Origin of the sequence: Streptomyces tailanensis (assembly GCF_008386495.1) — a bacterium.
Classification (GTDB): Bacteria; Actinomycetota; Actinomycetes; order Streptomycetales; family Streptomycetaceae; genus Streptomyces; species Streptomyces tailanensis.
The window spans coordinates 1-22,554 of the sequence record NZ_VTHJ01000044.1; the positions used below are offsets into that span (position 1 = coordinate 1).

Annotated in this window: 23 protein-coding genes and 1 pseudogene; 14 read left to right on the plus strand and 10 right to left on the minus strand. The window is 70.1% G+C overall.

Annotated elements, in window-relative coordinates; translation table 11 throughout:
- Positions 1-1,021: amidohydrolase family protein (locus tag F3T56_RS29900; protein ID WP_342787000.1), on the plus strand; the 1,021-nt coding region annotated here is incomplete at its 5' end.
- Between the two features lie 481 nt (positions 1,022-1,502).
- On the opposite strand, the gene F3T56_RS50195 is transcribed toward F3T56_RS29900, so the two are convergent.
- A complete protein-coding gene (locus F3T56_RS50195) occupies positions 1,503-1,607 on the minus strand; it encodes a hypothetical protein (protein ID WP_425473653.1) in 105 nt (34 codons plus the stop codon).
- Between the two features lie 32 nt (positions 1,608-1,639).
- Between F3T56_RS50195 and F3T56_RS50200 the strand changes: the two genes are divergently transcribed.
- Positions 1,640-2,263: a nuclear transport factor 2 family protein gene (locus F3T56_RS50200; RefSeq protein WP_425473654.1), complete on the plus strand. Its 624-nt coding sequence runs from the start codon at positions 1,640-1,642 to the stop codon at positions 2,261-2,263.
- 779 nt (positions 2,264-3,042) lie between these two features.
- On the opposite strand, the gene F3T56_RS29925 is transcribed toward F3T56_RS50200, so the two are convergent.
- A complete protein-coding gene (locus F3T56_RS29925) occupies positions 3,043-3,756 on the minus strand; it encodes an isochorismatase family protein (protein WP_172639206.1) in 714 nt (237 codons plus the stop codon).
- A gap of 190 nt (positions 3,757-3,946) precedes the next feature.
- Between F3T56_RS29925 and F3T56_RS29930 the strand changes: the two are divergent.
- Positions 3,947-4,130 (plus strand): annotated as a pseudogene (locus F3T56_RS29930) (M55 family metallopeptidase); the annotation flags it as partial.
- 307 nt (positions 4,131-4,437) lie between these two features.
- On the opposite strand, the gene F3T56_RS29940 reads toward F3T56_RS29930, so the two are convergent.
- Positions 4,438-4,899: a MarR family winged helix-turn-helix transcriptional regulator gene (locus F3T56_RS29940; RefSeq protein WP_149828480.1), complete on the minus strand. Its 462-nt coding sequence runs from the start codon at positions 4,897-4,899 to the stop codon at positions 4,438-4,440.
- 155 nt (positions 4,900-5,054) lie between these two features.
- On the opposite strand from F3T56_RS29940, the gene F3T56_RS29945 reads away from it, so the two are divergent.
- The 3 genes from F3T56_RS29945 (at position 5,055) to F3T56_RS29955 (ending at position 7,524) form a co-directional block, all read left to right on the plus strand.
- Entirely contained in the window at positions 5,055-5,999 is a 945-nt protein-coding gene (locus tag F3T56_RS29945) for an NmrA/HSCARG family protein (protein ID WP_149828481.1), read from the plus strand.
- 140 nt (positions 6,000-6,139) lie between these two features.
- Positions 6,140-6,520: a DoxX family protein gene (locus tag F3T56_RS29950; protein WP_149828482.1), complete on the plus strand. Its 381-nt coding sequence runs from the start codon at positions 6,140-6,142 to the stop codon at positions 6,518-6,520.
- Between the two features lie 32 nt (positions 6,521-6,552).
- Complete coding sequence (locus F3T56_RS29955; protein ID WP_149828483.1) at positions 6,553-7,524, plus strand: pirin family protein; 972 nt, start codon at positions 6,553-6,555, stop codon at positions 7,522-7,524.
- A gap of 99 nt (positions 7,525-7,623) precedes the next feature.
- On the opposite strand, the gene F3T56_RS29960 is transcribed toward F3T56_RS29955, so the two are convergent.
- From F3T56_RS29960 to F3T56_RS29985, 6 genes are all read right to left on the minus strand, one after another.
- On the minus strand, positions 7,624-8,712 hold the full coding sequence (locus tag F3T56_RS29960) for an amidohydrolase family protein (protein WP_172639207.1): 1,089 nt from the start codon (positions 8,710-8,712) through the stop codon (positions 7,624-7,626).
- A gap of 44 nt (positions 8,713-8,756) precedes the next feature.
- Positions 8,757-9,941 carry an XdhC family protein gene (locus tag F3T56_RS29965; protein WP_149828484.1) on the minus strand — a complete coding sequence of 395 codons (1,185 nt, stop codon included), beginning with the start codon at positions 9,939-9,941 and terminating at the stop codon, positions 8,757-8,759.
- A 156-nt stretch (positions 9,942-10,097) separates the two neighbouring features.
- On the minus strand, positions 10,098-12,287 hold the full coding sequence (locus F3T56_RS29970; protein WP_149828485.1) for a xanthine dehydrogenase family protein molybdopterin-binding subunit: 2,190 nt from the start codon (positions 12,285-12,287) through the stop codon (positions 10,098-10,100).
- Entirely contained in the window at positions 12,284-13,264 is a 981-nt protein-coding gene (locus F3T56_RS29975; protein WP_149828486.1) for an FAD binding domain-containing protein, read from the minus strand. Before F3T56_RS29975 ends, F3T56_RS29970 begins: the two co-directional genes overlap by 4 nt.
- Before the next feature lie 12 nt (positions 13,265-13,276).
- Complete coding sequence (locus F3T56_RS29980) at positions 13,277-13,915, minus strand: (2Fe-2S)-binding protein (protein ID WP_149828487.1); 639 nt, start codon at positions 13,913-13,915, stop codon at positions 13,277-13,279.
- Positions 13,916-14,106: 191 nt separating this feature from the next.
- On the minus strand, positions 14,107-14,892 hold the full coding sequence (locus F3T56_RS29985) for an SDR family NAD(P)-dependent oxidoreductase (RefSeq protein ID WP_149828488.1): 786 nt from the start codon (positions 14,890-14,892) through the stop codon (positions 14,107-14,109).
- Positions 14,893-14,978: 86 nt separating this feature from the next.
- Here F3T56_RS29985 and F3T56_RS29990 point away from each other — a divergent pair, with 86 nt between their 5' ends.
- From F3T56_RS29990 to F3T56_RS48365, 8 genes are all read left to right on the plus strand, one after another.
- The gene (locus F3T56_RS29990; RefSeq protein ID WP_216373019.1) at positions 14,979-15,428 is read left to right on the plus strand and encodes a MarR family winged helix-turn-helix transcriptional regulator; all 450 of its coding nucleotides are present in this window, start codon (positions 14,979-14,981) and stop codon (positions 15,426-15,428) included.
- A 251-nt stretch (positions 15,429-15,679) separates the two neighbouring features.
- Entirely contained in the window at positions 15,680-16,627 is a 948-nt protein-coding gene (locus tag F3T56_RS29995) for a nuclear transport factor 2 family protein (RefSeq protein ID WP_216373020.1), read from the plus strand.
- A gap of 143 nt (positions 16,628-16,770) precedes the next feature.
- Positions 16,771-17,697, plus strand: coding sequence for an NADP-dependent oxidoreductase (locus F3T56_RS30000; protein WP_172639208.1), 927 nt, complete (start codon positions 16,771-16,773; stop codon positions 17,695-17,697).
- A gap of 69 nt (positions 17,698-17,766) precedes the next feature.
- The gene (locus F3T56_RS30005) at positions 17,767-18,675 is read left to right on the plus strand and encodes a pirin family protein (RefSeq protein WP_149828490.1); all 909 of its coding nucleotides are present in this window, start codon (positions 17,767-17,769) and stop codon (positions 18,673-18,675) included.
- Positions 18,676-18,891: 216 nt separating this feature from the next.
- A complete protein-coding gene (locus F3T56_RS30010) occupies positions 18,892-19,626 on the plus strand; it encodes a hypothetical protein (RefSeq protein WP_149828491.1) in 735 nt (244 codons plus the stop codon).
- A complete protein-coding gene (locus F3T56_RS48355; protein ID WP_246204021.1) occupies positions 19,521-19,880 on the plus strand; it encodes a hypothetical protein in 360 nt (119 codons plus the stop codon). Before F3T56_RS30010 ends, F3T56_RS48355 begins: the two co-directional genes overlap by 106 nt.
- Before the next feature lie 46 nt (positions 19,881-19,926).
- On the plus strand, positions 19,927-20,571 hold the full coding sequence (locus F3T56_RS48360; protein WP_246204023.1) for a helix-turn-helix domain-containing protein: 645 nt from the start codon (positions 19,927-19,929) through the stop codon (positions 20,569-20,571).
- Positions 20,568-21,527, plus strand: coding sequence for a helix-turn-helix domain-containing protein (locus F3T56_RS48365; protein ID WP_246204025.1), 960 nt, complete (start codon positions 20,568-20,570; stop codon positions 21,525-21,527). The genes F3T56_RS48360 and F3T56_RS48365 overlap by 4 nt, the downstream gene beginning before the upstream one ends.
- Here F3T56_RS48365 and F3T56_RS30025 read toward each other — a convergent pair.
- Entirely contained in the window at positions 21,491-21,961 is a 471-nt protein-coding gene (locus F3T56_RS30025) for an SPW repeat protein (RefSeq protein ID WP_172639209.1), read from the minus strand. The genes F3T56_RS48365 and F3T56_RS30025 overlap by 37 nt on opposite strands.
- Between the last annotated feature and the right edge of the window lie 593 nt (positions 21,962-22,554).

Consider the following 22,554-nt stretch of genomic DNA (forward strand, 5'->3'; position numbering starts at 1 on the left):
GGCCGCCACCTCCACGTCGGCCGCCACCTCCACGTCGGCCGGGACCGCCACCGGCCGCCCGGGGCGCCGCATGAAGGTGATCGCGGTCGAAGAGGCGTTCTCCGTTCCGGAGCTGATCCCGTGGCCGGGCGAAGCCCAGATGCCCCCCGGCTGGGGGCAGGAGTGGGGGCGCCGGCTTGCCGACTTCACGCAGTTGCGGCTGGCGGACATGGACGAGCATGGGGTGGACATGCAGGTCCTGTCGCTCACCTCACCCGGCGTGGAGGCCATCGAGGACCCCGCCGAGGCCGTGGCCACGGCCCGCCGGGTCAACGACCGCCTGGCCGAAGTGGTCGCCGCCCACCCGACACGGTTCGCCGGCTTCGCCGCCCTGCCGTTGCAGGACCCGCAGGCCGCCGTGGTCGAGCTGCGCCGGGCGGTGGAGCAACTCGGGCTCAAGGGGGTCCTGCACAACGACCACGTTCTGGGTCACTACCTCGACGAGCCGCAGTTCCGGCCTGTGTGGGCCGAGCTTGAACGGCTCGGCGTGACGCTCTACCTCCATCCCGCGCTCTTCCCTGCCGATCAGTGGCGGGTGTTCCAGGGATATCCCGTGCTGAGCGGGCCGTCCTGGGGATGGACAGCGCAGGTCGGCGCCCACGCACTTCGCCTGATCTACGGTGGAGTGTTCGACGAGTTCCCTCGGGCCTCGGTGACGCTGGGGCACATGGGAGAACTGCTGCCTTTCCAGCTGGCCCGGCTCGACAGCCGCTACCACCAGGCCGACCCCAAGAGCAGGCCACGCCACCTGCCCTCCCACTACCTGCGGCACAACCTCTACGCGACCACCAGCGGCGTCTTCTCCCACGCGGCCCTCCTCGGAGCCGTCCATGCCATCGGCGCCGACCGGCTGCTGTTCGCCGTCGACTACCCCTACGAATCAACCGCCGAGGCAGTCGAGTTCCTCCGCACAGCGCCGTTCTCCCGTGCCGACCTCAAACGCATCGCACGCCTCAACGCGGCACACCTGCTGAACCTCTGACCAAGACAGCAGCAGGTGGGGAATGCGGCTGAGCCGACGTCCCANGCGGCACACCTGCTGAACCTCTGACCAAGACAGCAGCAGGTGGGGAATGCGGCTGAGCCGACGTCCCAGCACCGCGAGCACCGGCACCGGATGCTCGGTCCTGAGCCAGAAGGCAAGGCACCGGCCACCGCCAGGACGCGGACGGCGACCGCGAGCGCCAGGGCACGCGCATCACCCGCGCCGTGCCGTCCCGGCGGACGGGGGCGGGCCCATGGTCTCTGCGATGACGGCGAAGGGCGATTGCCTTTCGGTCCGGGCGACCGGCTGCAGGTGGCCACGCGGTTACGGCGCCCATCCGGCGCTGAGGGTGTGCGCGTCCGCGCGGAACTTCATTCGTTGGCGTCGCGGAGCGTGCGCAGGATGCGCTCCAGGTGGCGGCGATCCTCGGATGAGAGCGGTCCGGTGACGTGGTTGCGGAGATGGGAGACGTGGGCGGTCAGGGCGCGGCGAGCGCCTCGGCGCCCTGGTCGGTCAGTGCGGCGAGTGCGGCTCGTCGGTCGGCGGGGTCGGGGTCGCGGCGGATCAGCCCCTCCTGCGCCATACGGTCGGCGAGCCGGGTGAAGCCGCCCGAGCTTGGTCGACGTCGCCCCGGCCGACTCCGCCCTCGGCGACCAGCTGATCGGGACCGGCGACCTCACCGGCCGCGACGGCCGCAAGCTGGGCACCAGCAGCTTCGGCGGCGTCTCCACCCACGCCAAGCCGCGCACCGCCGAGCTGCTGACCTTCGTCTACGAACTGCCCGGCGGCAAGATCACCACGGCCGGCACGGCGAAGCTCTCCGCCTCCGGACCCGTCTTCGACGAGCGGTTCGCCATCACGGGCGGCACCGGCATGACGTACGAGCACACCGACTTCGCGACCTCAACGGCCCCCGGTGACGTGGTCCGCCGCCAGTACCTGGCCTCCGCGGCCGGCGACCTCCCTCTCGCCGGCACCTACCGCACCCCCGACGGGGTCACCTCCCACGTCATGGAGAAGCTCGCCCAGGAGTGGGACGGCTGGACCGCGCACGACGACACCTATGTCACCGAGGGGGAGAACGTCGTCGTCCTCGCCCGCTACACCGCGACCAACAAGGCCACCGGCAAGCCGATCGGCGTGCGCGTCGCCCACCACTTCGTGGTCCGCGGCGGCCTGATCGTCCGCTTCGAGCAGTTCGTCGACACCGCCCTCGTCCGCGACGCCATGCACGGCTAGGCGCCCGCCCAGCCTTCCCCGGGACGGGCCGCGACTCTGTCCATGGGTGTCGCCACTGGCCATGGGCCTGCCAGCGCAATATCCAGCTCCGTGGCGCAGGGCGCGTGAGGTCGTCGGCATGCCCGACGGCTTCCGGTTGTTGAGTCGGCCCTGGGCGCGGTGCCGGGATTGCTCCCGGTCCGTTTCCCCGGACCGCTCGCCGCCCCGCCGTACCGACCTCTCGGCAACGGGCTCGGGTTCTGCCGTCAGCCGGGGTTCGTGGTCGGCCAGGGGCTGGGATCTTGTTGCCCCGGTAGGTGCAACGGAAGACCGCCACCCTCTCGATCCGGCATAACCCGACCCCTTCCGCCGCGATCCGTCATCGTCCTGAGGCGGCGGTCAGGTCAGAGCACGGATCTCCGCCTTCAAGGTCCAGACAGGCCGGGCGTCGATGACGGTGTGGACGTACCACTTGTTCGCCACCTCTTGCACCAGCGCACCGGGCGGCATGATCGGACGTCTCTCCCACCTCATCGGGGGCGCCGGCCGTCTCCGCGATCTCTCAACGAGAGAAAGGCAGGACAGTGACCGACGCCAGTTGCCCAGGTGGATGACAGGAACGTCGCTCGGGCCGGACCGACTGACGACTCGGGTGGCCGGGCCAAGCCGGGCGGGCGCCGGGCACCCGGTGAGTAAGTCTGGTGCCGCGGCGCCTTCGTGGTGATCGCGGAGCAGGGGTGGGCGGCGATCGAGGCGGCGGCTCCGCTCCATGTGGAGCGGAGCGTTCGCTGAGGCCAGGGTCAGGCCTGGTCGAGCTTCTCCAGTTCCTCCAGCTGCCAGCCGGCGACCTCCCTCATGATCGGCCCCTGCGGAGAGGCCCAGTCGAGGCCCGACTCGGAGATCAGCGCGAAGGTCGAGTTGGGTACGCTGCCGGCCTGGACCATGCGCTGGACCGCCAGGTCGTGCGCCTCCTTGGTGACGCCGCCGACCGCGTCCGCGGGGAACGTGGTCCTGAGACCTGCGGCCTGCATCTCCGCCACCGGGTAGGCCAAGCAGATCTCGGTCCACAGGCCGAGCATGATGAAATTGCGGCGGCCGGTTCTCTGTATCGCCCGGCGGAAGGCCGGGTCGTCCCAGGAGTTCATTGTGGTGCGGTCGATCTCGGGGACGTCCGGTATCTCCGCACGCAGTTCCGGGAGCGTCGGCTGGTTGATGCCCATCTCGACCGCGATGGTGCTCAGGACGACCGGCATCCCCATCTTGACCGCGAGGCGGGCCAGCGCTCTCGCGTTGACCATCATCCTCTTGGTGTCGGTGGACTTGACCCAGCCGAGCATTTCCGGCTGGTAGTCGATGAACACCAGCACCGAGTTGTCGAACGTGAACAGTGGGTCCTTCGAGCGGCCACGGGACGCTGCTGCGGCGGCCTGAGGCGCGACCATCGAGGTCGTCACGGCTGCGGCACTGGCGCCAGTGGCAGCAATCACTCCACGACGGCTGATCTTCTTGTCCATCAACGCTCTCCTTGACGAAGGGACCGCGACCTTCATGGCCACGGGCGGGCCTCAGATCAAATGAATGATGCATCATTTATATTGAGAAGTGAATGACGTGTCAAGTAGTTCAGGTGCCCGTCTGTCTCGTAGGAGGTTCCCTAGCCGGCGCATAACCTGAGGCAGCAGGCAGATCCTCATCAGCGCCGACATGGAGGGTGCCACGGGGGTGGCCTGGCCGGCCGACGTGCTGCCGGGACCCCGAAGTGGGAGCGGTGCCGGGCGATGTTCACCTCGGGCCTCAACGCCGCCGCGCTCGGCTTCTTGGACGGCGGCGCCCCCACTGGACCATGCGCAACCCGCTCCTCGAACAGCTCGATGAGCGGGCGAACGTGACCGCGTTCATGGTCAGCCTGGTCGCCGCCGCCCCGCTCGGTCCCGACCAGGCCGCCGAACGTCTCGGGGTGAGGCGAGTCGAGAGCCCACGGAGTGTCGAGAGGTGAGGTACGGCACCTCCCGGGCCGGGACGGTCGACGTGCCGATCTTCACCACGACGTCGGTCGACGCGGTGGTCGACGCGCACCCCGAGGTCGACTGGGAGCAGTTGCATCAGGGCAAGCATTTCCGACTGCCCCATGGGTCCCTTGAGACGAGCGAAGTCAGGAGTCGGCGGCGTCACCAGTGCGAGGACCGCGGCGAGGGTCACCGTGGCTCGTTGTCCAGTTGTTCCAGGATGCGGTTGGAGAGCCGTGCGAAGGTGTCGAGTTCGTCGCTGAGGGCGTCGATGACCAGGCGGCGGACCGTGGCGACATGGTGAGGTGCGGCGGCCTCGATGATTTTGCGGCCGGCCGGTGTGATGGCGACGAAGGCACCGCGTCCGTCCTCGGCGCATTCTTCCCGGGCCACCAGGCCGCGTTTGGTCATCCTGGCAATCTGGTGGGACAGGCGGCTCTGTTCCCACTCGATGGTGCTGGCGAGGTCCTGGAATCGTTGCCGACCGTCGGGGGTGTCGGTGAGGGCGACGAGGATCTGGAAGTCGGCGCCGGACAGCTTGTGCGCCTTCAGGTCACGCTCCAGCGTGGCCCAGAGCTTCTGGTGTAGACGGATGAAGGCACGCCAGGCGTGCTGCTCGGCGGGGCTCAGCCACGCGGGTGTGTCGTTCATACGCAACGAGTTTACTGGGCGCTTGACATGTCATACACCTGCATCTAACGTGCATGACACATCACATGACACGTCATGCACTTTCGGGCGTGAAGATACATGATGTGTCATGCAGTGGGGGTGCTTGCCCCTGACCCAACAAGAAGGAGAAGGCCGTGGCGGAGAAGAAGGTCATCGCGGTGGTCGGCGCGACCGGCGCCCAAGGTGGCGGGCTGGCCAGGGCGATCCTGGCCGACGCCGGTGGCGGGTTCGCGGTACGCGCGCTCACCCGCCGTCCCGACTCGGACACCGCACGCGAGCTCACGGCCCTGGGCGCCGAGGTGGTGAAGGCCGACACCGGCGACCTGCGGAGCCTGACGGAGGCGTTCGACGGGGCGCACGGGGCGTTCCTGGTGACCAACTTCTGGGAGCACATGTCACCCGAGCAGGAGAAGCAGCAGGCGGCAACCATGGCCCGGGCCGCCAAGGCCGCGAATGTGGCCCATGTCATCTGGTCGACGCTGGAGGACACCCGCGACTACATCCCGCTCGACGACGAGCGCATGCCGACGCTGATGGGCGGCTACAAGGTGCCGCACTTCGATGCCAAGGCCGAGGCCAACCAGTTCTTCACCGATGCCGGGGTGCCGACCACCTTCCTGCAGACCACTTTCTTCTGGGAGAACCTTCTCGGCCCGATGGCGCCGCGACGGGGAGACGACGGCCGGCTCATGCTGGCCCTGCCGATGGCCGACAGCCCGCTCGCCGGCATCGCCGCCGAAGACATCGGCAAGACCGCCTACGGCATCTTCCGCCGCGGCGGTGACCTCGTCGGCCGCACCGTGTCCATCGCCGGCGAGCACCTGACCGGCAAGCAGATGGCCGAGCAGCTCAGCGCGACCCTGGGCGAAGACGTGGCGTACGTGCCGGTGCCCTTCGACGCGATGCGGGCGCAGCCGTTCCCCGCCGCGGCCGAGTCGGGAAACATGTTCCAGTTCTACGCGGAAGTGCCGCAGTTCAACGCGGTCCGCGACCTCGACGCCGTCCGCGACCTGAACCCGCAACTGCAGACGTTCCAGCAGTGGCTGAACGCCCACAAGTCCGCCTTCGCCGGCGCCTGACGGGCGACCCGGCGGATCTTATTCCACGCATCTGATCCCCAGGCCCCGGCGTTCTCGCGAAATGCCGCTTTCGTCCCGCACATCGAGACGCATCACGAGAACGTCGGGGCCCTGTCTGCTCCCCCTTGATTGGTTGACTCATGAACATCGTTTTGTGGATTCTGGCCGGCCTGCTCGCCGCGCTCTTCCTGGCCGCCGGCGGCGCGAAGCTGGCCCAGCCGAAGGAGAAGCTCGCCGCCTCGCCGAACATGGCGTGGGCCGAGGACTTCTCTCCGGGCATGCTCAAGCTGATCGGCGCCCTGGAGGTGCTGGCCGCGGTCGGGTTGATCCTGCCCGCCGCGCTGGACGTCATCCCCGTCCTGGTGCCGCTGGCCGCCGTCGGCCTCGTGCTGCTGATGGCCGGGGCGGCGACAACCCACGCCAGGCGCAAGGAGTCCAGCGCGATCGTGCCGAACCTTGTGCTGATCGTGCTGGCCGGTGCGGTGGTGTGGGGCCGCTTCGGCCCGTACTCCTTCGCCTGATCGCCGGCAGCGTCCGTCCAGGGAGGAGCACCATGCCCGCCATCACTGTCGAGGACGTCCTCGTCCTGCCCCGCCTGCCCGCACTCGCCCCTGACAGGACCCGGATCCGTGAGGTGCGCCGGCTGGTCACCGCACCGCACGGCCACGAGGGTGAGGGCTTCCCGGTACGCCGCGGGTTCGCCGATGTGCCCCTGTCCGAACTGGATCCATTCGTCCACTTCGATCATCTCGGCGAAGTGGACCTGGCCCCCGGTGAGCCCAAGGGGACCCCGTGGCATCCGCACCGCGGCTTCGAGACCGTCACGTACGTCATCGACGGCATCGTGGACCACCAGGACTCCAACGGTGGCAGTGGGCGGATCGCCGACGGCGACACCCAGTGGATGACCGCCGGGGCGGGCATCCTGCACATCGAGGCGCCGCCGGAGAGCCTGGTGATGAGCGGGGGCGTGATCCACGGCACCCAGCTGTGGGTCAACCTGCCCCAGGCGAAGAAGCTGGTCCCGCCCCGATACCAGGACATCCGCGGCAGCCAGGCGGCGCTGCTGACCACACCGGACGGCGGCGCGCTCATCCGGGTCATCGCCGGCGACATCGCCGGACACGCCGGACCGGGGGTCACGCACACGCCGATCACGCTGGCACACATCACAGTCGAGCCCGGCGCCCAGGTCGACCTGCCCTGGCACCCCGGATACAACGCGCTGGTCTACGCCCTGGCCGGCGCCGGCACCGCCGGCGCCGAGAACAGGCCGATCCAGGTCGGTCAACTCGCCGTGCACGGGCCCGGGGACGGCCTGCGCCTCACCGCCGCGCCACGGCAGGCCTCACACACCCCGAAGCTGGAGCTGTATGTCATGGGCGGGCAGCCGATTCGTGAACCGATCGCCCACTACGGCCCGTTCGTCATGAACACCCGCGACGAACTGGCCCAGGCCTTCGAGGACTACCAGGCCGGCCGGCTCGGCGTCACCCCCGCCACCCGGCTGCCGCACACCGGATAACCGGCCACCGAATCTCCCTGGCCCCCGGCACCGACCGCACGCCGGGTCCTGTCACCGTGAGCTGGCTCGCGGTGACAGGACCCAGCGTGCGGTCGTCGTTCAGTGCCGACTCAGCCGGGGTATACGCGCACGCAGCTTCGGGAACTGGGCGAGGGCGTGGGTCCGCTCGAGAGCGATCCTCTGGTGCGGGCTGTAGACGCCGTCGACGGGTGGTTCGGGGTCGCCCGCCCGCGGGTCCGGCAGACGTCCCTCGAGGAACGGCATCTTCTCCACGTTGTCGGCCTCGAAGAGGTTGTGGACGGCCGGCCAGTCGCTGCCGAACATGATGTGGTCGGCCGGCACGAGCGACGCCAGTGGCAGCAACTGGGCGGCGGTGAACGCCTGCGCGTCGTCGAAGTACAGCCGCGAGAAGTAGTCGAGGGGGCCTTCGGGCAGTACGGAGTTGAACGGCGGGAAGAACGCGTGCAGCGTCGCGAGCCGGTAGGACAGGAACGGCAGCGTCCCGCCGCAGTGCGTGAAGTGCCGGCGGATGTTCGGGTGGTCCCGCAGGACACCGTTGTAGATCAGGCTCGTCATCGCGCGGGTCGCGTCGAAGGTGTACTCGTAGACGAAGTTCAGGGCCGGGATGTCGGGGCCGTAGCGGAGCTTCGGGGCCGGATTCACCTCCGGACCCGTCGGGTGGACGTAGACGTAGGCGCCGTGGTGGTCGAGGACCTCGTACAGCGGCGCGAACGAGGGGTCGCCCAGGTAGCGGCCCTGGTAGTTGGTGAGCAGACAGATGCCGTCGAGGTCCAGCTCACCGAGCGCGCGGTCCACCTCGGCCACCGCGCCCTCGACGTCCGGCATCGGGGTGACCGCGAAGATCCCGAACCGGTCACCACGGGTGCGCACGAGGTCGTGGGCGTAGTCGTTGACCGCGCGGGCGGTGACGCGGCGGTCGTCGACCGGGCCGAGGGTGAGCTGGAGGTCGCCGAACGACAGGACGCTCGCCTGGATCCGGTACCGGTCCATGAACGCCAGGTGCGCAGCCGGCGACCAGGGACCCACGTTGGCCAGGGTGTCGGCGAGGCCGCCGTGGCGCTCCACGTAGTCGTAGTACACGTCGGGGAAGTAGTGCGCGTGGGTGTCGATGCGCCAGTTGCCCTTCGGCAACCCTCGGCCGGACGGTGCCGCGGAGGCGGCCGGCACCGCACCCGCCGCCGCGACGAGGGGCGCGCCCGATGTCGCCTCGGTCAGTCCTCGAGGTGAGGTGCTCCGTACGGGGTCCCTGTCTGGGGCTCCACTTCTCGCAGGCCCGTCGTCGTCCGGACGGGTTGGTGGATGGGGCCGGGGACGCGGGACAGGGGCAGGCCGGTGCCGTTGTGGGTGTGGGCGATGATCTCGGCGGTGATGGAGATCGCTGTCTCCTCGGGGGTGTGGGCGCCGAGGTCGAGGCCGATGGGTGAGTGCAGGCGGGCGAGGTGCTCTTCGGGCACGCCGCCCTCCCGCAGACGTTCCAGTCGGTGCTCGTGGGTACGGCGTGAGCCCATCGCGCCGACATAGCCGACCGGCAGGCTCAGCGCCAGGCGGAGCAGAGGGACGTCGAACTTGGCGTCGTGCGTGAGGGCACAGATCGCGGTACGCCCGTCCACCTCGGTGCGCTCCAGGTAGCGGTGCGGCCAGTCGGCGACGACCTCGTCGGCGTGCGGGAAGCGGGCCGGGGTGGCGAAGACTGGGCGGGCGTCGCAGACGGTGACGTGGTGGCCGAGGAACTGCCCGGCCCGGCTGATGGCGCCCGCGAAGTCGACCGCGCCGAAGATCAGCAGGCGGGGGCGGGACGCGTGGGTGTGGACGAGGACCGACAGGCGCTCGGGGCAGGTGTCGGCGTCGCCGCCCACCTCGACACGGCGGGTGCGGTCGGCCCTCAGCTGCGCGCGGGCCTGCGCTGCGACAACCTGGTCCGCGTTCGTGTCGCCCACGGTTCCGCGGTGAGGACCCGTGCCCTCGGGGACGTGGAGGGTGCGGCCGAGGAGGTCGTCCGGGCCGTCCACCACCTGGGCCACAGCGACGGGTCGGCCCCCTACGACCGCGTCGAGGGCGTCGATGAGATGCGGCTCGGCGGCGGGCTCGACCCGCTGCACCAGGACGTCGATCTCGCCGCCGCAGGTCAGACCGACGGCGAAGGCGTCGTCGTCGGAGTAGCCGAACCGGGCGCGGGTGGGACCGCCGCCGTCCCTGAGCACTTGGACGCACAGCTCGTAGACGGCTCCCTCCACACAGCCGCCGGAGATGCTGCCGACCGTGTGGCCGTCCGTGTCGACGGCGAGGGCGGTACCGGGTGGCAGGGGTGCGCTGCCGCTGACGTCGACGACGGTGGCGAGGGCGAAGGGACGGGCCTCGCGGCACCAGTCGTACAGCGTGTCCGCGATGTTGAGCATGGGCGTGCGCTCCGGATGATGGGGGGCTTGAGGACCGCCGCAGCACTGTGAGGGGGCAGCGTGCGACGGCGGCCTGGTGCCCGGCGGTGGGCCCGTCGTCGGCCGCCGGATGCTGGGGAGCCCGGGTGACCGGTGGCGACGCGGCCACCCGGGAGTTCAGAGCAGGGCCTCGGGCTTGATCGGCAGTTCGCGGATCCGGCGGCCGGTGGCGTTGAAGACCGCGTTGGCGATGGCGGGCGCCACTCCGACGATGACGACCTCACCGAGTCCCTTGACGCCGATGGGGTCGGCTTCGTAGTCCTCTCCGTCGATGTAGATCGCCTTCAGTTCGGGGATGTCGGCGTGGGTGGGCACGAGGTAGTCGGCGAGGTTGGCGTTGACGATCCTGCCGTCGCGGTGGTCGGTGACCGTGTGTTCAAGGAGGGCCTGGCCGATGCCGCCGGTCATGGCGCCGAGGGCCTGGCTGTCGGCGAGTCTCGGGTTGATGATCCGGCCGGCGTCGTACACGCCGACCATGCGCCGCACCCGTACCAGGCCGAGGCGGGCGTCGACGGCGACTTCGGCGAAGGTCGCGGCGTAGGCGTAGAGGGAGAACTTCGCCGTTTCCGGCGCTCCGGCGTACGAGCCCATCGCTTCGAGGTGGGTGCGGTTGTTGCGGGCCAGGAGCTGCTGGTACGTCTCCCCGCGCGCGGGGTCGTCCTGCACGTGCAGTCGGCCTCCTCGTACGACGATGCCGGCGGGGTCGACGCCGTGCAGCGGTGACTCCTCGTCCCCGACGGCCAGTTCGATCGCCTGCCGCCGCAGTTTGTCGCAGCCGTCCTGGACGGCCGATCCGACGCTGGCCATGGTCTGCGAACCGTAGTGGCCGGGGGCCGGAGGCAGACGGGAGTCGCCGAGCCGGAAGGTCACCCGGCGCATGGGCAGGCCGAGGGCGTCGGCGGCGAGCTGCGTCATGGACGTGGCGGTGCCGACGCCCATGTCAGCGGTCGCGGCCTGGAGCAGGGCGGTGCCGTCGGCGTCGAGCCGGACGGATGTCTGGGACTCGGAGCGTGCTGTGTCGTAGACGCCGGCGGCCATGCCCATACCGATGAGCCAGTCGCCCTCGCGCCTTGAGCGGGGCTCGGGCCTGCGCCGCTCCCAGCCGAACTCGCGGGCGCCCACGCGGTAGCACTCGCGCAGGCGGCGCGTGGAGAACGGCAGCCCGCTGGACTCGTCGTCGGCGGGCTCGTTGCGCAGCCGCAGCTCGATGGGGTCGAGTCCCAGTTCGTGGGCGAGCTCGTCCATCGCCGACTCCACGGGGAAGGCACCGCTGGCGTAGCCGGGGCCGCGCATATACGTCGGTGTGTTCACGTCCAGCGGTACGTGCCGGTACGCCTGGCGGACGTTGGGGGTGCTGTAGAGCATCTGGCCGGGGCCCAGCACGTGTTCGATGTGTGTCTCGTACCTGGAGGTCTCGGCGCGCACGTCGTGCGCCGACGCCGTGAGACGCCCCCGGCGGTTGCTGCCCAGGCTCAGTTCGTACTCGTACGCGGGCCGGTATCCCACGCCGAAGTACAACTGCCTGCGGGTGAGGGCGAGCTTGACGGGGCGCTGCACCTCGCGTGCGGCCACGGCGGCGATGACGGAGTGCACCCAGGTGCGGGCAGCGTTGCCGAAGGCCCCGCCGATGAACGGAGAGATGACGTGGATGTCGTCCGGTGGCATGCCGAGCGCGGCGGACATGCCGAAAGCGGCGGACTGCACCCATTGGCTCTTCTCCCAGAGGGTGAGCTTGTCGCCGTCCCAGCGGGCGACGAGGCCGGCCGCTTCCATGGCGTTGTGGTGGTTGCGGGCCGTCCGGTACGTCATCTCCATCCGGACGGCGGCCGAGTCCAGGGCTTCGTCGGCGTCGCCGCGCGCATAGGTCTCGGGCTCGCCGGCGGGGTCGGCGGCGGCCAGATCGGTGGCGGGACGCTGGGCGTCGTAGGAGACCTTCACCAGGCTCGCGGCGTGCTGGGCGGTCTCCAGTGTGGCCGCCACCACGACCGCGACGGGCTGTCCGAAGAACCGGATGCGGTCGTCCTGGAAGGCACGCAGCGGCTTGCCCGGCGGCCATTGCCCTTCAACGGGCGGGAGTTCGGGCGCGTTGAGGTGGCTGATCACCTTCAGCACGCCCTTCTCGGCTTCGGCGGCGCGGGTGTCGATGCCGGTGATGCGGCCGCGGCCGACGCCGCTGTCGACGATGACCGCGTGCACGACCCCGTCGGGGTTGTTGTCGGCGGCGTACTTCGCTTGCCCGGTGACCCTCAGCCGGGCGTCGACTCGGGGGACCGCCGCTCCGACGGCTGCCTGTGGCTGCGGGCTCACTTGCCACCTCCTACGACGCGCAGTTGACGCTCGACGGTCCGTTTGAGCAACTCGACCTTGAAACGGTTGTGTTCGAGGGGCCGGGCCCCGTCAGCCGCCCGCTCGGCGGCCTTGGTCCACAGGGCGTTCGACGGCCGGCGTCCGATGAGCTCCCGCTCGACGGCGGGCAGTTTCCAGGGGACGGTGCCCACGCCTCCGGCGGCCACTTTGGCTTCGCGGATCACGCCGTGTCGGAGGTGCAGGGCGACGGCCGCGGAGGTGAGGGCGAACTCGTAGGACTGCCGGTCGCGCACTTTCAGGTAGCCGGACTTCAGCGGGCGCGGGTGGGGCGGTATCTCCACTGCGGTGATCAACTCTCCGGGGCGCAGGGCCTGTTCGTGGTGGGGTGTGCTGCCCGGCTTGAGGTGGAAGTCGGCGAAGGGCACGGTCCGCTCCCCCGCTGGGCCGAGCAGGTGGACGGTCGCTTCCAGGGCGGCGAAGGCGACGGCGGCGTCGGAGGGGTGGGTGGCCACGCAGTCGTCGGTGGTGCCCAGGATCGCGTGGCTGCGGTTGTAGCCGTGCAGCGCGGCGCATCCGGAGCCGGGCTCGCGTTTGTTGCAAGGGGCGGTCACGTCACGGAAGTACGTGCACCGGGTGCGCTGCATGATGTTGCCGCCGATGGTGGCCATGTTGCGCAGTTGGGGCGACGCACTCAGTTCCAGCGCCTGCGAGACGACGGGGTACAGGGCATGGACCTTGGGGTGGGCGGCGGCCTCGGTCATGGTCACCAGGGCTCCGATGCGCAGGCCCCCGCTCTTGGTGGCGGTGACCGAGCGCAGGGGCAGGGCGCTGATGTCGACCAGCGAGCCGGGGTGTTCGACGGTCTCCCGCATCAGGTCGACCAGGGTGGTACCGCCGGCGATGTAACGCCCGCCGCGCCGACCGGCATTGAGGGCTTCGCGCGTGTCCGCGGCCTTGGTGTAGGTGAAGGGATGCATGGGAATCGGCCCTCACTTCCGTCCTGCGGTCTGCTCGACCGCCCGCACGATTTTCACGTAGCAGCCGCAGCGGCAGATGTTGCCGCTCATCCACTCCCGGATCTCCTCCGCCGAGCCGGTGTGGCCCTCCTGGACGCAGGCGACACCGGACATGATCTGACCCGGGGTGCAGTAGCCGCACTGGAAGGCGTCCTGGTCGATGAACGCCTGCTGCAGCGGGTGCAGCCGTTCGCCCTTGGCCAGGCCCTCGATCGTGGTGACCTCGGCGCCGTCCAGCCGGACCGCCAGCGTCAGGCAGGAGTTGACCCGGCGGCCGTCGACCAGGACGGTACAGGCGCCGCAGGCCCCGGCGTTGCAGCCCTTCTTCGAACCGGTCAGGTCCAGGTGCTCGCGCAGCAGGTCGAGGAGCGAGGTGCGGTTGTCGATCGTGACGGTGCGCCGGACGCCGTTGACCGTCAGGGAGACGCGGCTGCCGTGCGGCGCCTCGGCGGCGGCCGCTTCCCCGGAGCCGGGAAGGGGCACCGCGACCAGGCCGCCGGCCAGGGCGGCCCCTCCGGCCACCGTGGTCGTCGCGATGAACGTACGCCGGGTCGGTGCCGAGCCGGATTCGGCGGGGGGAGACACGGCTGAGTCGGGAAGTTCGGTGGACATGCCCACTCCTCGGTGCGGGGTACGGATGGTCCTGCTGATCGGCGCGAACCTGTCGGGGCGGGGCGCACGGGGCGTCTCCTGCCGCACCCTCGCCCCGCCCCCCCCCTGAACCGGGCGCCGACCCGCGGTCTCGCGTATGCGCCCGCCTCCGCCTCGGCTGTCGCGGCTGAGGGCGGTGCGGGGCCCGCTGCTCAGGCGACGGGCAGGTGCCCGTAACGGGCGGCCGGGGAAGAATGGTTGCCGGTCAGCAGGGCGGATTCGGCGGTCAGGAGGGCGTCGAGCACGACAGCCTGGTCCTCCAGACCAGGGACGCAGACGGACTCCCCCAGGCGGACGCCGGCGAGACTGGCATGTGCCACACCCTCGGCCGTCATGGCGAAGGGGTAGCCCTGGCCGAAGCCGCCGTCGAACTCCGTCGCCACCACCCCCGGGCACACCACCTGGGCATGGACGCCGGTGCCGGCGAGTTCGTGTGTGAGCGTCCGTGTGAAGGCGACCGTGGCGGCCTTCGCGGCCGCGTACAGGGTGCGCGGTATCGGCATCTCCTGACCGGCGCTGAAGGCCAGCAGTGAGGCGAGGGTGATGACGGTGCCGTCACCGGCGGCCAGCATCCCGGGCAGGGCGGCCCGCACCAGACGGATGGGGCCGGCGGCGTTGAGTGTGAGAAGACGGTCGATCTCGACGGCGTCGATGTCGGTGAGCGGTGCGAAGCCCCCGACTCCGGCGTTGCAGATCAGCAGCCGGACGTCTCCGGTGGCCAGGCGGTGGGTCACGGCGTCGATGCCGTCGTGCGTACTGAGGTCGGCGGGCAGAACCTCGACGGCGGCACCTGCTTCGCGCAGTTCGGCGGCCAGCTCGTTCAGCCGGTCCACCCGCCGGGCCACCAGGACGAAGTCGCAGTCGGACGCCAGGAGCCGGGCGTAGGCAGCGCCGATGCCGGACGAGGCGCCAGTGATCAGAGCAAGAGTTCGGGACATGCGCCCAGCATTAACCAAGCGCCTGTCTAGAATCAAGCATTTGATAGCAAGTGATTGATACACGTGAATTCCCGTATCCTCCTCGCGTGACCACGGATGACGAGAAGACGCCTGGTGGCGATGTCAGAGCGATCTGGGCCCTGCGGAGGGCGGAACTCGCCGTGCAGGCGCTCAAGGGACAGCGACTGCGCACCCTGGACATGGCGCCCGCGCACTACTCCCTGCTGTTCTGCATCCATGACGAACCCGGCCTCACAGGCGCGGAGGCCGCCCGCCGCCTGAACGTCACCCCTCAGGCCGTGGCATCACTGGTGGCGCGACTGGAGGGGCGCGGCCAGCTGGAGCGTCGACAGCACGCGCTGCACCGCCATGTGCAGGAGCTCCACCTCACCGACGCCGGCCGTGAGGCATTGGGCTCCGCCAGTCGCGTCGTCGCGGACATCGAGCGCCGCGTCGTCGAGCGGCTGGGCTCGGACGGCACTGCGCAACTCACCGCCTTGCTCGGGCAGGTGGTCGAGGCGGTCCGGGAGCCGTAGGTCACCGCTGTGGTCGGGTCAGCGGTACCCGGCGGCGCTGCCGGCGATCGTCGACGTGTGACGGGCAGGCCCGGATCCGCAGCGCGGACGCCGGATCGGGAAGGTCAGGCCGAGCTCAGGAGTGGGGGGAACTGCGCGACACGGCAACCCCGTTGCGCTAACCGTGAGTTAGTGCTTTCCTTCAGAAAGCACGAGGTTGAGCTTTCAACCTTCGCCGATCTTCCTTGCCTACTTCTTGAGGAGAGCGCACCGTGACCCCCACCACCCATGCCCGCAGAGCACTCGTCGCTTTCATGGCCTCCGCCGCCCTACTGGGCGCCGTCGGCGCACCCGCCGTCGCTGCGCCGTCCGCCGCTTCCGCCGGGCACTCCGGTTATGGCGCCCACTCCGGTTACGGCGACTCCGCCCGCCTCAGCCACCAGAAGGCCGTCACCGTACGCGTCCTCAAGGGCCTGTTCGAGCGGGGCGACACCAAGGTCGTCGATCGCTACGTCCGCCCGGACTACATCCAGCACAACCCGCTCGCGCCCGACGGCGCCGAGGCGCTGAAGAAGCTCGGCACGGACCTCCACCAGCGGTTCCCGGACGCCAAGTACGACATCAAGCGGGTGATATCCGAGAGTGACCTGGTGCTCGTCCACTCGAACGTCGTCCTGACGCCGGGCGAACGGGGCGCGGCGGTCTTCGACATCTTCCGGTTCCAGGGCGGGAAGATCGCCGAGCACTGGGACGTGGAGCAGAACGTGCCCGAGACTTCCGTGAACGGCAACGACATGTTCTCGATGGAGAGTTGGCCGCGCACCGAGCAGCCGGGGCCGGCGTGGCTCACCGAGTACAACAAGAAGCTGGCCACCAAGGCCTTCGACGAACTCATGGTCCACAAGGACCTGTCGGCGATCGACCGCTACTACGGCCCCGAATACCACCAGCACAACCCGACCGTCCCCAACGGGGTGGCGGGCGTGAAGGCGGGACTCGGCGGACTCTTCGAGGCCCTCCCGCAGCTGGAGGCCTCCCGGAAGCGGGTGATCGCGCAGGGCGACCTGGTCGCGGTCCACCAGCACTTTGTGGAAGCGCCGGGTGCGCGGGGTCAGGCGATTGTGGATCTGTTCCGGGTGCGGAACGGGAAGATCGTCGAGCACTGGGACGTGATCCAGGCCGTGCCGGAGACGTCGGCGAACGACAACACCATGTTCTGAGCCGAGAGCGTCCCCCTGTCCGATCATCGAACCAGTCTGGCATAGTGCATGACACATCACGTACATTCTTGACATGTCATGCACTCTGATGCGTCATGCAGATCGCTGGTCCGCTCGTCGGGTCCTGTACGCGAGGAGCAATCGTGAAAGCCGTCACCGTCACCGCGTTCGGCACTCCGCCCGTTTTGCGCGAGGACGTTCCGGAGCCGATCACGGGGCCCTGGCAGGTACTGGTCCGCGTCCAGGCGTCGTCAGTGAACTGGCTGGACGCGGACATCGCCTACGGCACCCTCAAGGACATGGCCCCGCACGAGCTGCCGATCACACTGGGCCGGGACTTCGCCGGGATCGTCGAGGCCGTCGGTGAAGGCATCAGCGAGGTGGAGGTCGACGACGAGGTCTTCGGGGCCGTACCCATGGCGGAGACCGCTCGCGACGGGGCCTGGGCCGAGCTCGTCGTGACCGGCGGGCACACGCTGACCCGCAAGCCCGCCCACATCGACACCGCGACCGCCGGTGCGGCCGCGCTGACGGCCAGTACTGCGCTCATGACGGTCGACGCGCTGGACCTGGCACCCGGCGACACCGTCCTTGTCGTGGGTGCGACCGGCGGGGTCGGCGGCATCGCCGTACAACTCGCCCGGGCGGCCGGTGCGGTCGTCCTGGCGCCGGGACTACCCGAGGACGAGGAGTACCTGCGCGCCCTGGGCGCGAGCGACGTGCTCGAGCGCGGGGGTGACCTCGTCGCCGCCGTACGCAGGAAGCACCCCGGCGGGGTGGACGCGCTCGTCGACGCCGTGACCGCGTACGAGATCACGCCGTTCGCGGGAGTCGTCAAGGACGGCGGCCGTATCGCCTCGCCGACCTACGCCGCAGGTTATGGCCCAGGCCGCACCAACGTCGTGCACGGGCCGTGCCCCGAGATCCTCGGGCGCGTGGCGCGGCATCTCGCCGATGGCACGATCAGGAATCCCGTCGGACGGACCTACGCGCTGGCGGACGCGGCCACGGCGCTCCAAGTCTTCGCGACCCGCCACACGCACGGCAAGATCGCCCTGCGCGTCGCCTGAACCCGGTCCATCCCCCTTCATCACCCCGTCTCCTTTCGAGAGCCGGGCATCGGGCATCACGGAGCAACCATGACCGCACAGTTGACGGGTGAGCGCACACTGACCCGCATCACCACCAAGCAGCAGCTGGGCCCCGACGCGCAGGTCGACGACAAGGCACTCGTCTTCGTGCCGACCGACCCGGCCCTGACCGACCCCTTCCTCGCCCTGGTCGAGGACTGGTTCTCCACCCCCGGCTTCGAGTGGCACCCCCACCGCGGCCTGGAGACCGTCACCACCGTCGTGGACGGCGCCCTGGAACACGGCGACAACCTCGGCCACGCCGGGGCACTGGAGGCCGGTGAGGTGCAGTGGATGACCGCCGGGCGCGGCATCATCCACCGTGAGCTCGCCTACCGCGACGAGCACGCGCACGTGCTGCAGATGTGGCTCAATCTGCCCGCCGAGAAGAAGCTGACGCCGGCGCGTTACCAGGACCTGACCAAGGCCGCCATGCCACGCGTGCGGGCGCCGGGTGTGACGATCGACGTCCACGCCGGCACCGTCGGCGGCGTCACCGGCGCGGCCGACACCCGTCACCCGGTGCAGGGCGTCGTCGCCACGCTCGACCCCGGTGCCTTCTACGACCTGCACGTTCCCGCCGAACACCGGCTGTTCGCCCACGTCATGAGTGGGCGCCTGCTGATCGGCGGCCGGGAACTGCACGCGGGGCAGACCGGCTGGTCCGACCCCGTCAAGAGGAGGAGCGGGGATGACGGCGGTGCTCCGGCGGCCACCTCGCTGCACCTGGCGACCGTCGACCCCGAACAGCCCGCCCGCGTCATGGTCTACAGCGGCACTCCACTGCGCGAACCCGTCGCCGTCGGCGGCCCGTTCGTGATGAACACCAACGTGGAGATCACCAAGGCATTCGCCGACTTCCACGCCGGCGCCTTCGGCCCGGTGCCCCGCCAGGCCCGCCTCGCCTACGACCGGTGACCGGACGTCTGCGACACGGACCGAGAACAACCCAGACCACCAGAAGGACCAGAAACAAGAGACAGCGAACATGATGAAAAAGAACACAGACATGGCCCAGCCCGAGTCGTCGGCCAGCTCAACGCCCCCGCAGCCGGCTGGTCACAGGGCGCGGACGTTCGGCCGCCGACCGGTACTCGCCGGGCTGCGGGCGCGCTCGGCGCCACGGCCGTGGGAGTGGGCGTCGGCCTGGGGGCGGCCTCCCCGACCGCGACGGCATCCCCGGAACCGGCGGCCGCGCCGGTGACGTTCGCACCCGGCCGGCCCCTCCTCTTCCGCCGGGCAACCGTGATCACCATGGACCCCCGCCGCGGGATACTGCCCGACACCGACGTCCTGGTCCGCGGCACGGACATCACCCACCAGCACATGTGGCAGGCCGCGAAGCGGGGCGTGGGCGCGGACTGGACCTTGGCCCAGTACCTGGATTGGATGCTGATGAAGCGGGGGCCGCTGTTCCGCCCGGAGGACATCCACGCGGCCAACTATCCGAGCATGGTCGAGGCCGTCAACGACGGGGTGACCACCGTGATGGACTGGTCGCACGGCCTGCGCACCCCGGACCACGCCGACGCCGCCGTGGACGCGCTGTTCGCCGTACCGGGACGCGCCCGGTTCGGCTACAGCAACGCCTTCGCCACGGACCTGAAGTGGGTCTACGAGGGGCGCATCGACAAGATCACCCGAGCGAGCGACTGGGGCTTCACCGGCTGCCTCCGGCCGCGGCTGACCTTGTCCTGCTCGGAGACCTCACCGGCCGCTACGTGGCGGGCAGTTACAGCAGGCTCGGCTCCGACGGCCGAACCGTGGTCCTGCGCGAAGACCGTCAGGGCGCGGCCGAGCACGGGCACCGGATCACCGCGGCCATCGCCTGCCACGTCGCCCGCGCCGGCGGAACCGTCGACGAGCTGACCCGGCTGCTGCTGCACCCCGACCACGAGGGTGGTCGGCACGTCCAGCACATCGCGCTGCGCTCCGGGCAGGCGCGTGCCCTGGACTACATCCGCCGGGTGTGGGCCAGCGCCTCGGCCGCGGTCGCCAGCACGCGGGTCCTGGAGTCGCGCCAGCAGGCGCACGAGGTTCTCGCCGCGCTGCGGGACCGGATCGAGACGACGCCCTGGCGCGGGGAGCGGGGACGGACCGCGCTGCGCGTGGCCCACCCCTGAGACAGGGACGGCGGCCGACATCGATTCCACCGTCATCGGCCGGCTGATGGGCCACGACGCCTTCGCCCACCACGGCCTCGGCAGCTCCGCCTTCATGATCATCGGCGCGCTGCACGCCCGGCCAGCCCAGACGGTCGGTGAGCTTGTCGGCTCCGCATCGGTGTCCCGGGCCACCGCCTACCGGACCTTGCGCCGCCTGGCCCACCACGGCCTGGTGCACCACAGCGGAGAGACCTGGAGCCTCGCGCCTCGCGCGCTGGAGGGCTTCGGTACCAGCCTGCCGGATGCGGTTCCTGGCCCGACCGCGTACCCGGCACAGGGCTGGGACGCGGTCGCCCGGCAGTACGGCACCGCGGGCATCGCGGCCCGGCGCAAGGGACTGCACGCTGCCGAGCGCTCGACGTACCGGGAGGCACTGGACCGGCTGTCGGAGCACCGCAGCAAGGCCATGGTGATCGTCCGCGACGGGCGCCGGGTCCTGGTCCCGGCACCTCGTCCCGACGAGATTCCCTCTGCGTGGCACGCACCGGGCGGGCGCGTCCTCGACCCGGTCACGGGCCGCCCTGACGCCGAATGGCGCGTGGCCACCGACGGCCGTCTGATCCTCATCACCCCATCGGACCAGCGCAGTTACGACGAGCTGGCCGCCGCCCATGCCGAAGCCCTCTGCGAATGGGAGTCCGCCGCATGAACCCAGAGCCCCCAGTCACATCCGATGCCAGCGAGGCGGTGACACCCGAGGCCCTGCGCAAGCAGTACGAGTCCGGTGCCACCATCGACGAACTCGTGGCCACCAGTGGCCTGTCCTACGGCACGGTCCTCAACCGGCTGCACGACGCCGGGACCGAGATGCGCACGTCGTGGCAGACCCGCCGAATGCGCGAGGACCCCCAAGCACGCCAACGCCTCGCAGCACATCTCCGCACCCTTTACGAGGAGCACGGAGCGACCCTCACCGAGCTCGCCGCGGCCGCGGGAGAGACGAGACGTGCTGCCCGACGCCTGCTGATCGAGGCCGGCGGCACCGTGCGCACCACGCAGCAGACCCTGCGGATGCGCTCTGCGGCGCGGGCCGTCGAGCGGCAGAAACTAGCGGTGTCGTTGCGGGCGCGGTACAAGGCCGGCGCCACGGTCCCGGACCTCGCCCAGGAGTGCAACTACTCGGTCGCCACCGTCTACCGGCTCCTGCACCAGGCCGGCACCCGGATGCGTCCCCAGCACACCCACAGCCCAGCCCACGAGGGCAGCTCAACCACGCCGTCCCTGAAGTTCTTCAGTTCCAGCGCCGGATCCGCCGCTGCAACGCCGACACCGACATCCCTCACGGTGACATCGTCGCTCTCGCCCTTGATGCCTGGCTCCGTGCAAAGGGCTACCCGCCCGGCCTCGTCCCGACCGAGACGGAAACTCCATGACCGGGCAGCCCAAAGTGCGACTCGAATCGCCCATCCCGCACCCCGTGCCATCCCAAAACACCGGATCAGCTCGTGCTGCTCGGTCACCGACGGCTCTCCTCCGACCTCGTCAGAGGGTGCCGCACAGCGACCCGCCTCCGCCAGGAGCGGCCCAACGGGGGCAGAGACCGGCAACAGGCGGCTCCCGGTACTCGATCACCTAGGCGGGGATGAGCGATCGCCGGACGACTGATCCACCGGACGGGCGGCTGCGGCGGCCATAAGGGCCAGCAGGAGCGCGATCACGCCGACGATGATGTTGTTGACTATGGTCCTGGTGGTACTGACGTCTCCTGCTACAACCCAGGGCGCAAAGATCGTCCACACGCTGAGTGCGCAAGCGGCCCACGCCATGCCGTGCGAGCGCTCGTATGCCCGGCCAAAGCCACCGCTCATGATCACGGCGTATGCGATGCCGACGATCAAGTTGTTGACGGCCAGGGTGGAGAAGTCGCTGAAACCCGCGATCCACGGTGAGGCCGCCAGGTAGAGGCCCGTGATCAGTGCCATCGCCTCGACCGCCTGCGCCCTCGGCGTACTCGCGACACGCTCGGCCATCTCGTGTCGACTGCGCATGGCGAGGATGTCGGGGTGCGTTTCCATGTCCGACCGGGGATGCGTTGCCATTCCGACCTCCAATTTGCCCGTTATGTGCATTCGTGAAGGCGGGTACCCCTCAGGGGCGGAGTAACCATCGCAGACATGCCTGCACCCTCAGGACGCCACTGAAGGAGGTGACCTTCAGAGCACCTCGCCAGCCCTACTCAGGGCCTGCTCGACGGTGGGACGGCGGGGGATGAGCACGGGCGATGCGCAGTCACCTTTGAGCGCCAGTCACGCGCCGGTGAGCGGCGACGAAGACGTTGACCCCCCTGGAGTCCATGGAGGCCACGCCGCTGAGATCTGCCACGATCGAGGGCGGCGGCGTACCGTCCGCTCCCGGGCCGCACACGCGGGGGCAGAATGGGACATTACGCCATCGACAGGTGGTTGATACGTGGCCGGCAGTGATGCGGTGCCGCGCGAGGCCCCCTGTCGGGTTGTCCCATAGCCGGTGTGAGCTGCCGTCTCCCCACCCGTGCCCCAGGTGGTCCTGGGCCATACGGCAGTCGGCAGGCGGCGGGGCGGCCTCGCGTCCGGCAACCGGTCGGCGCGGACGATCGCCCCGGTGCGCGTGGATCCGGTCATGCCATAGTGCGCTGGCACTGTCATCTCGGCTG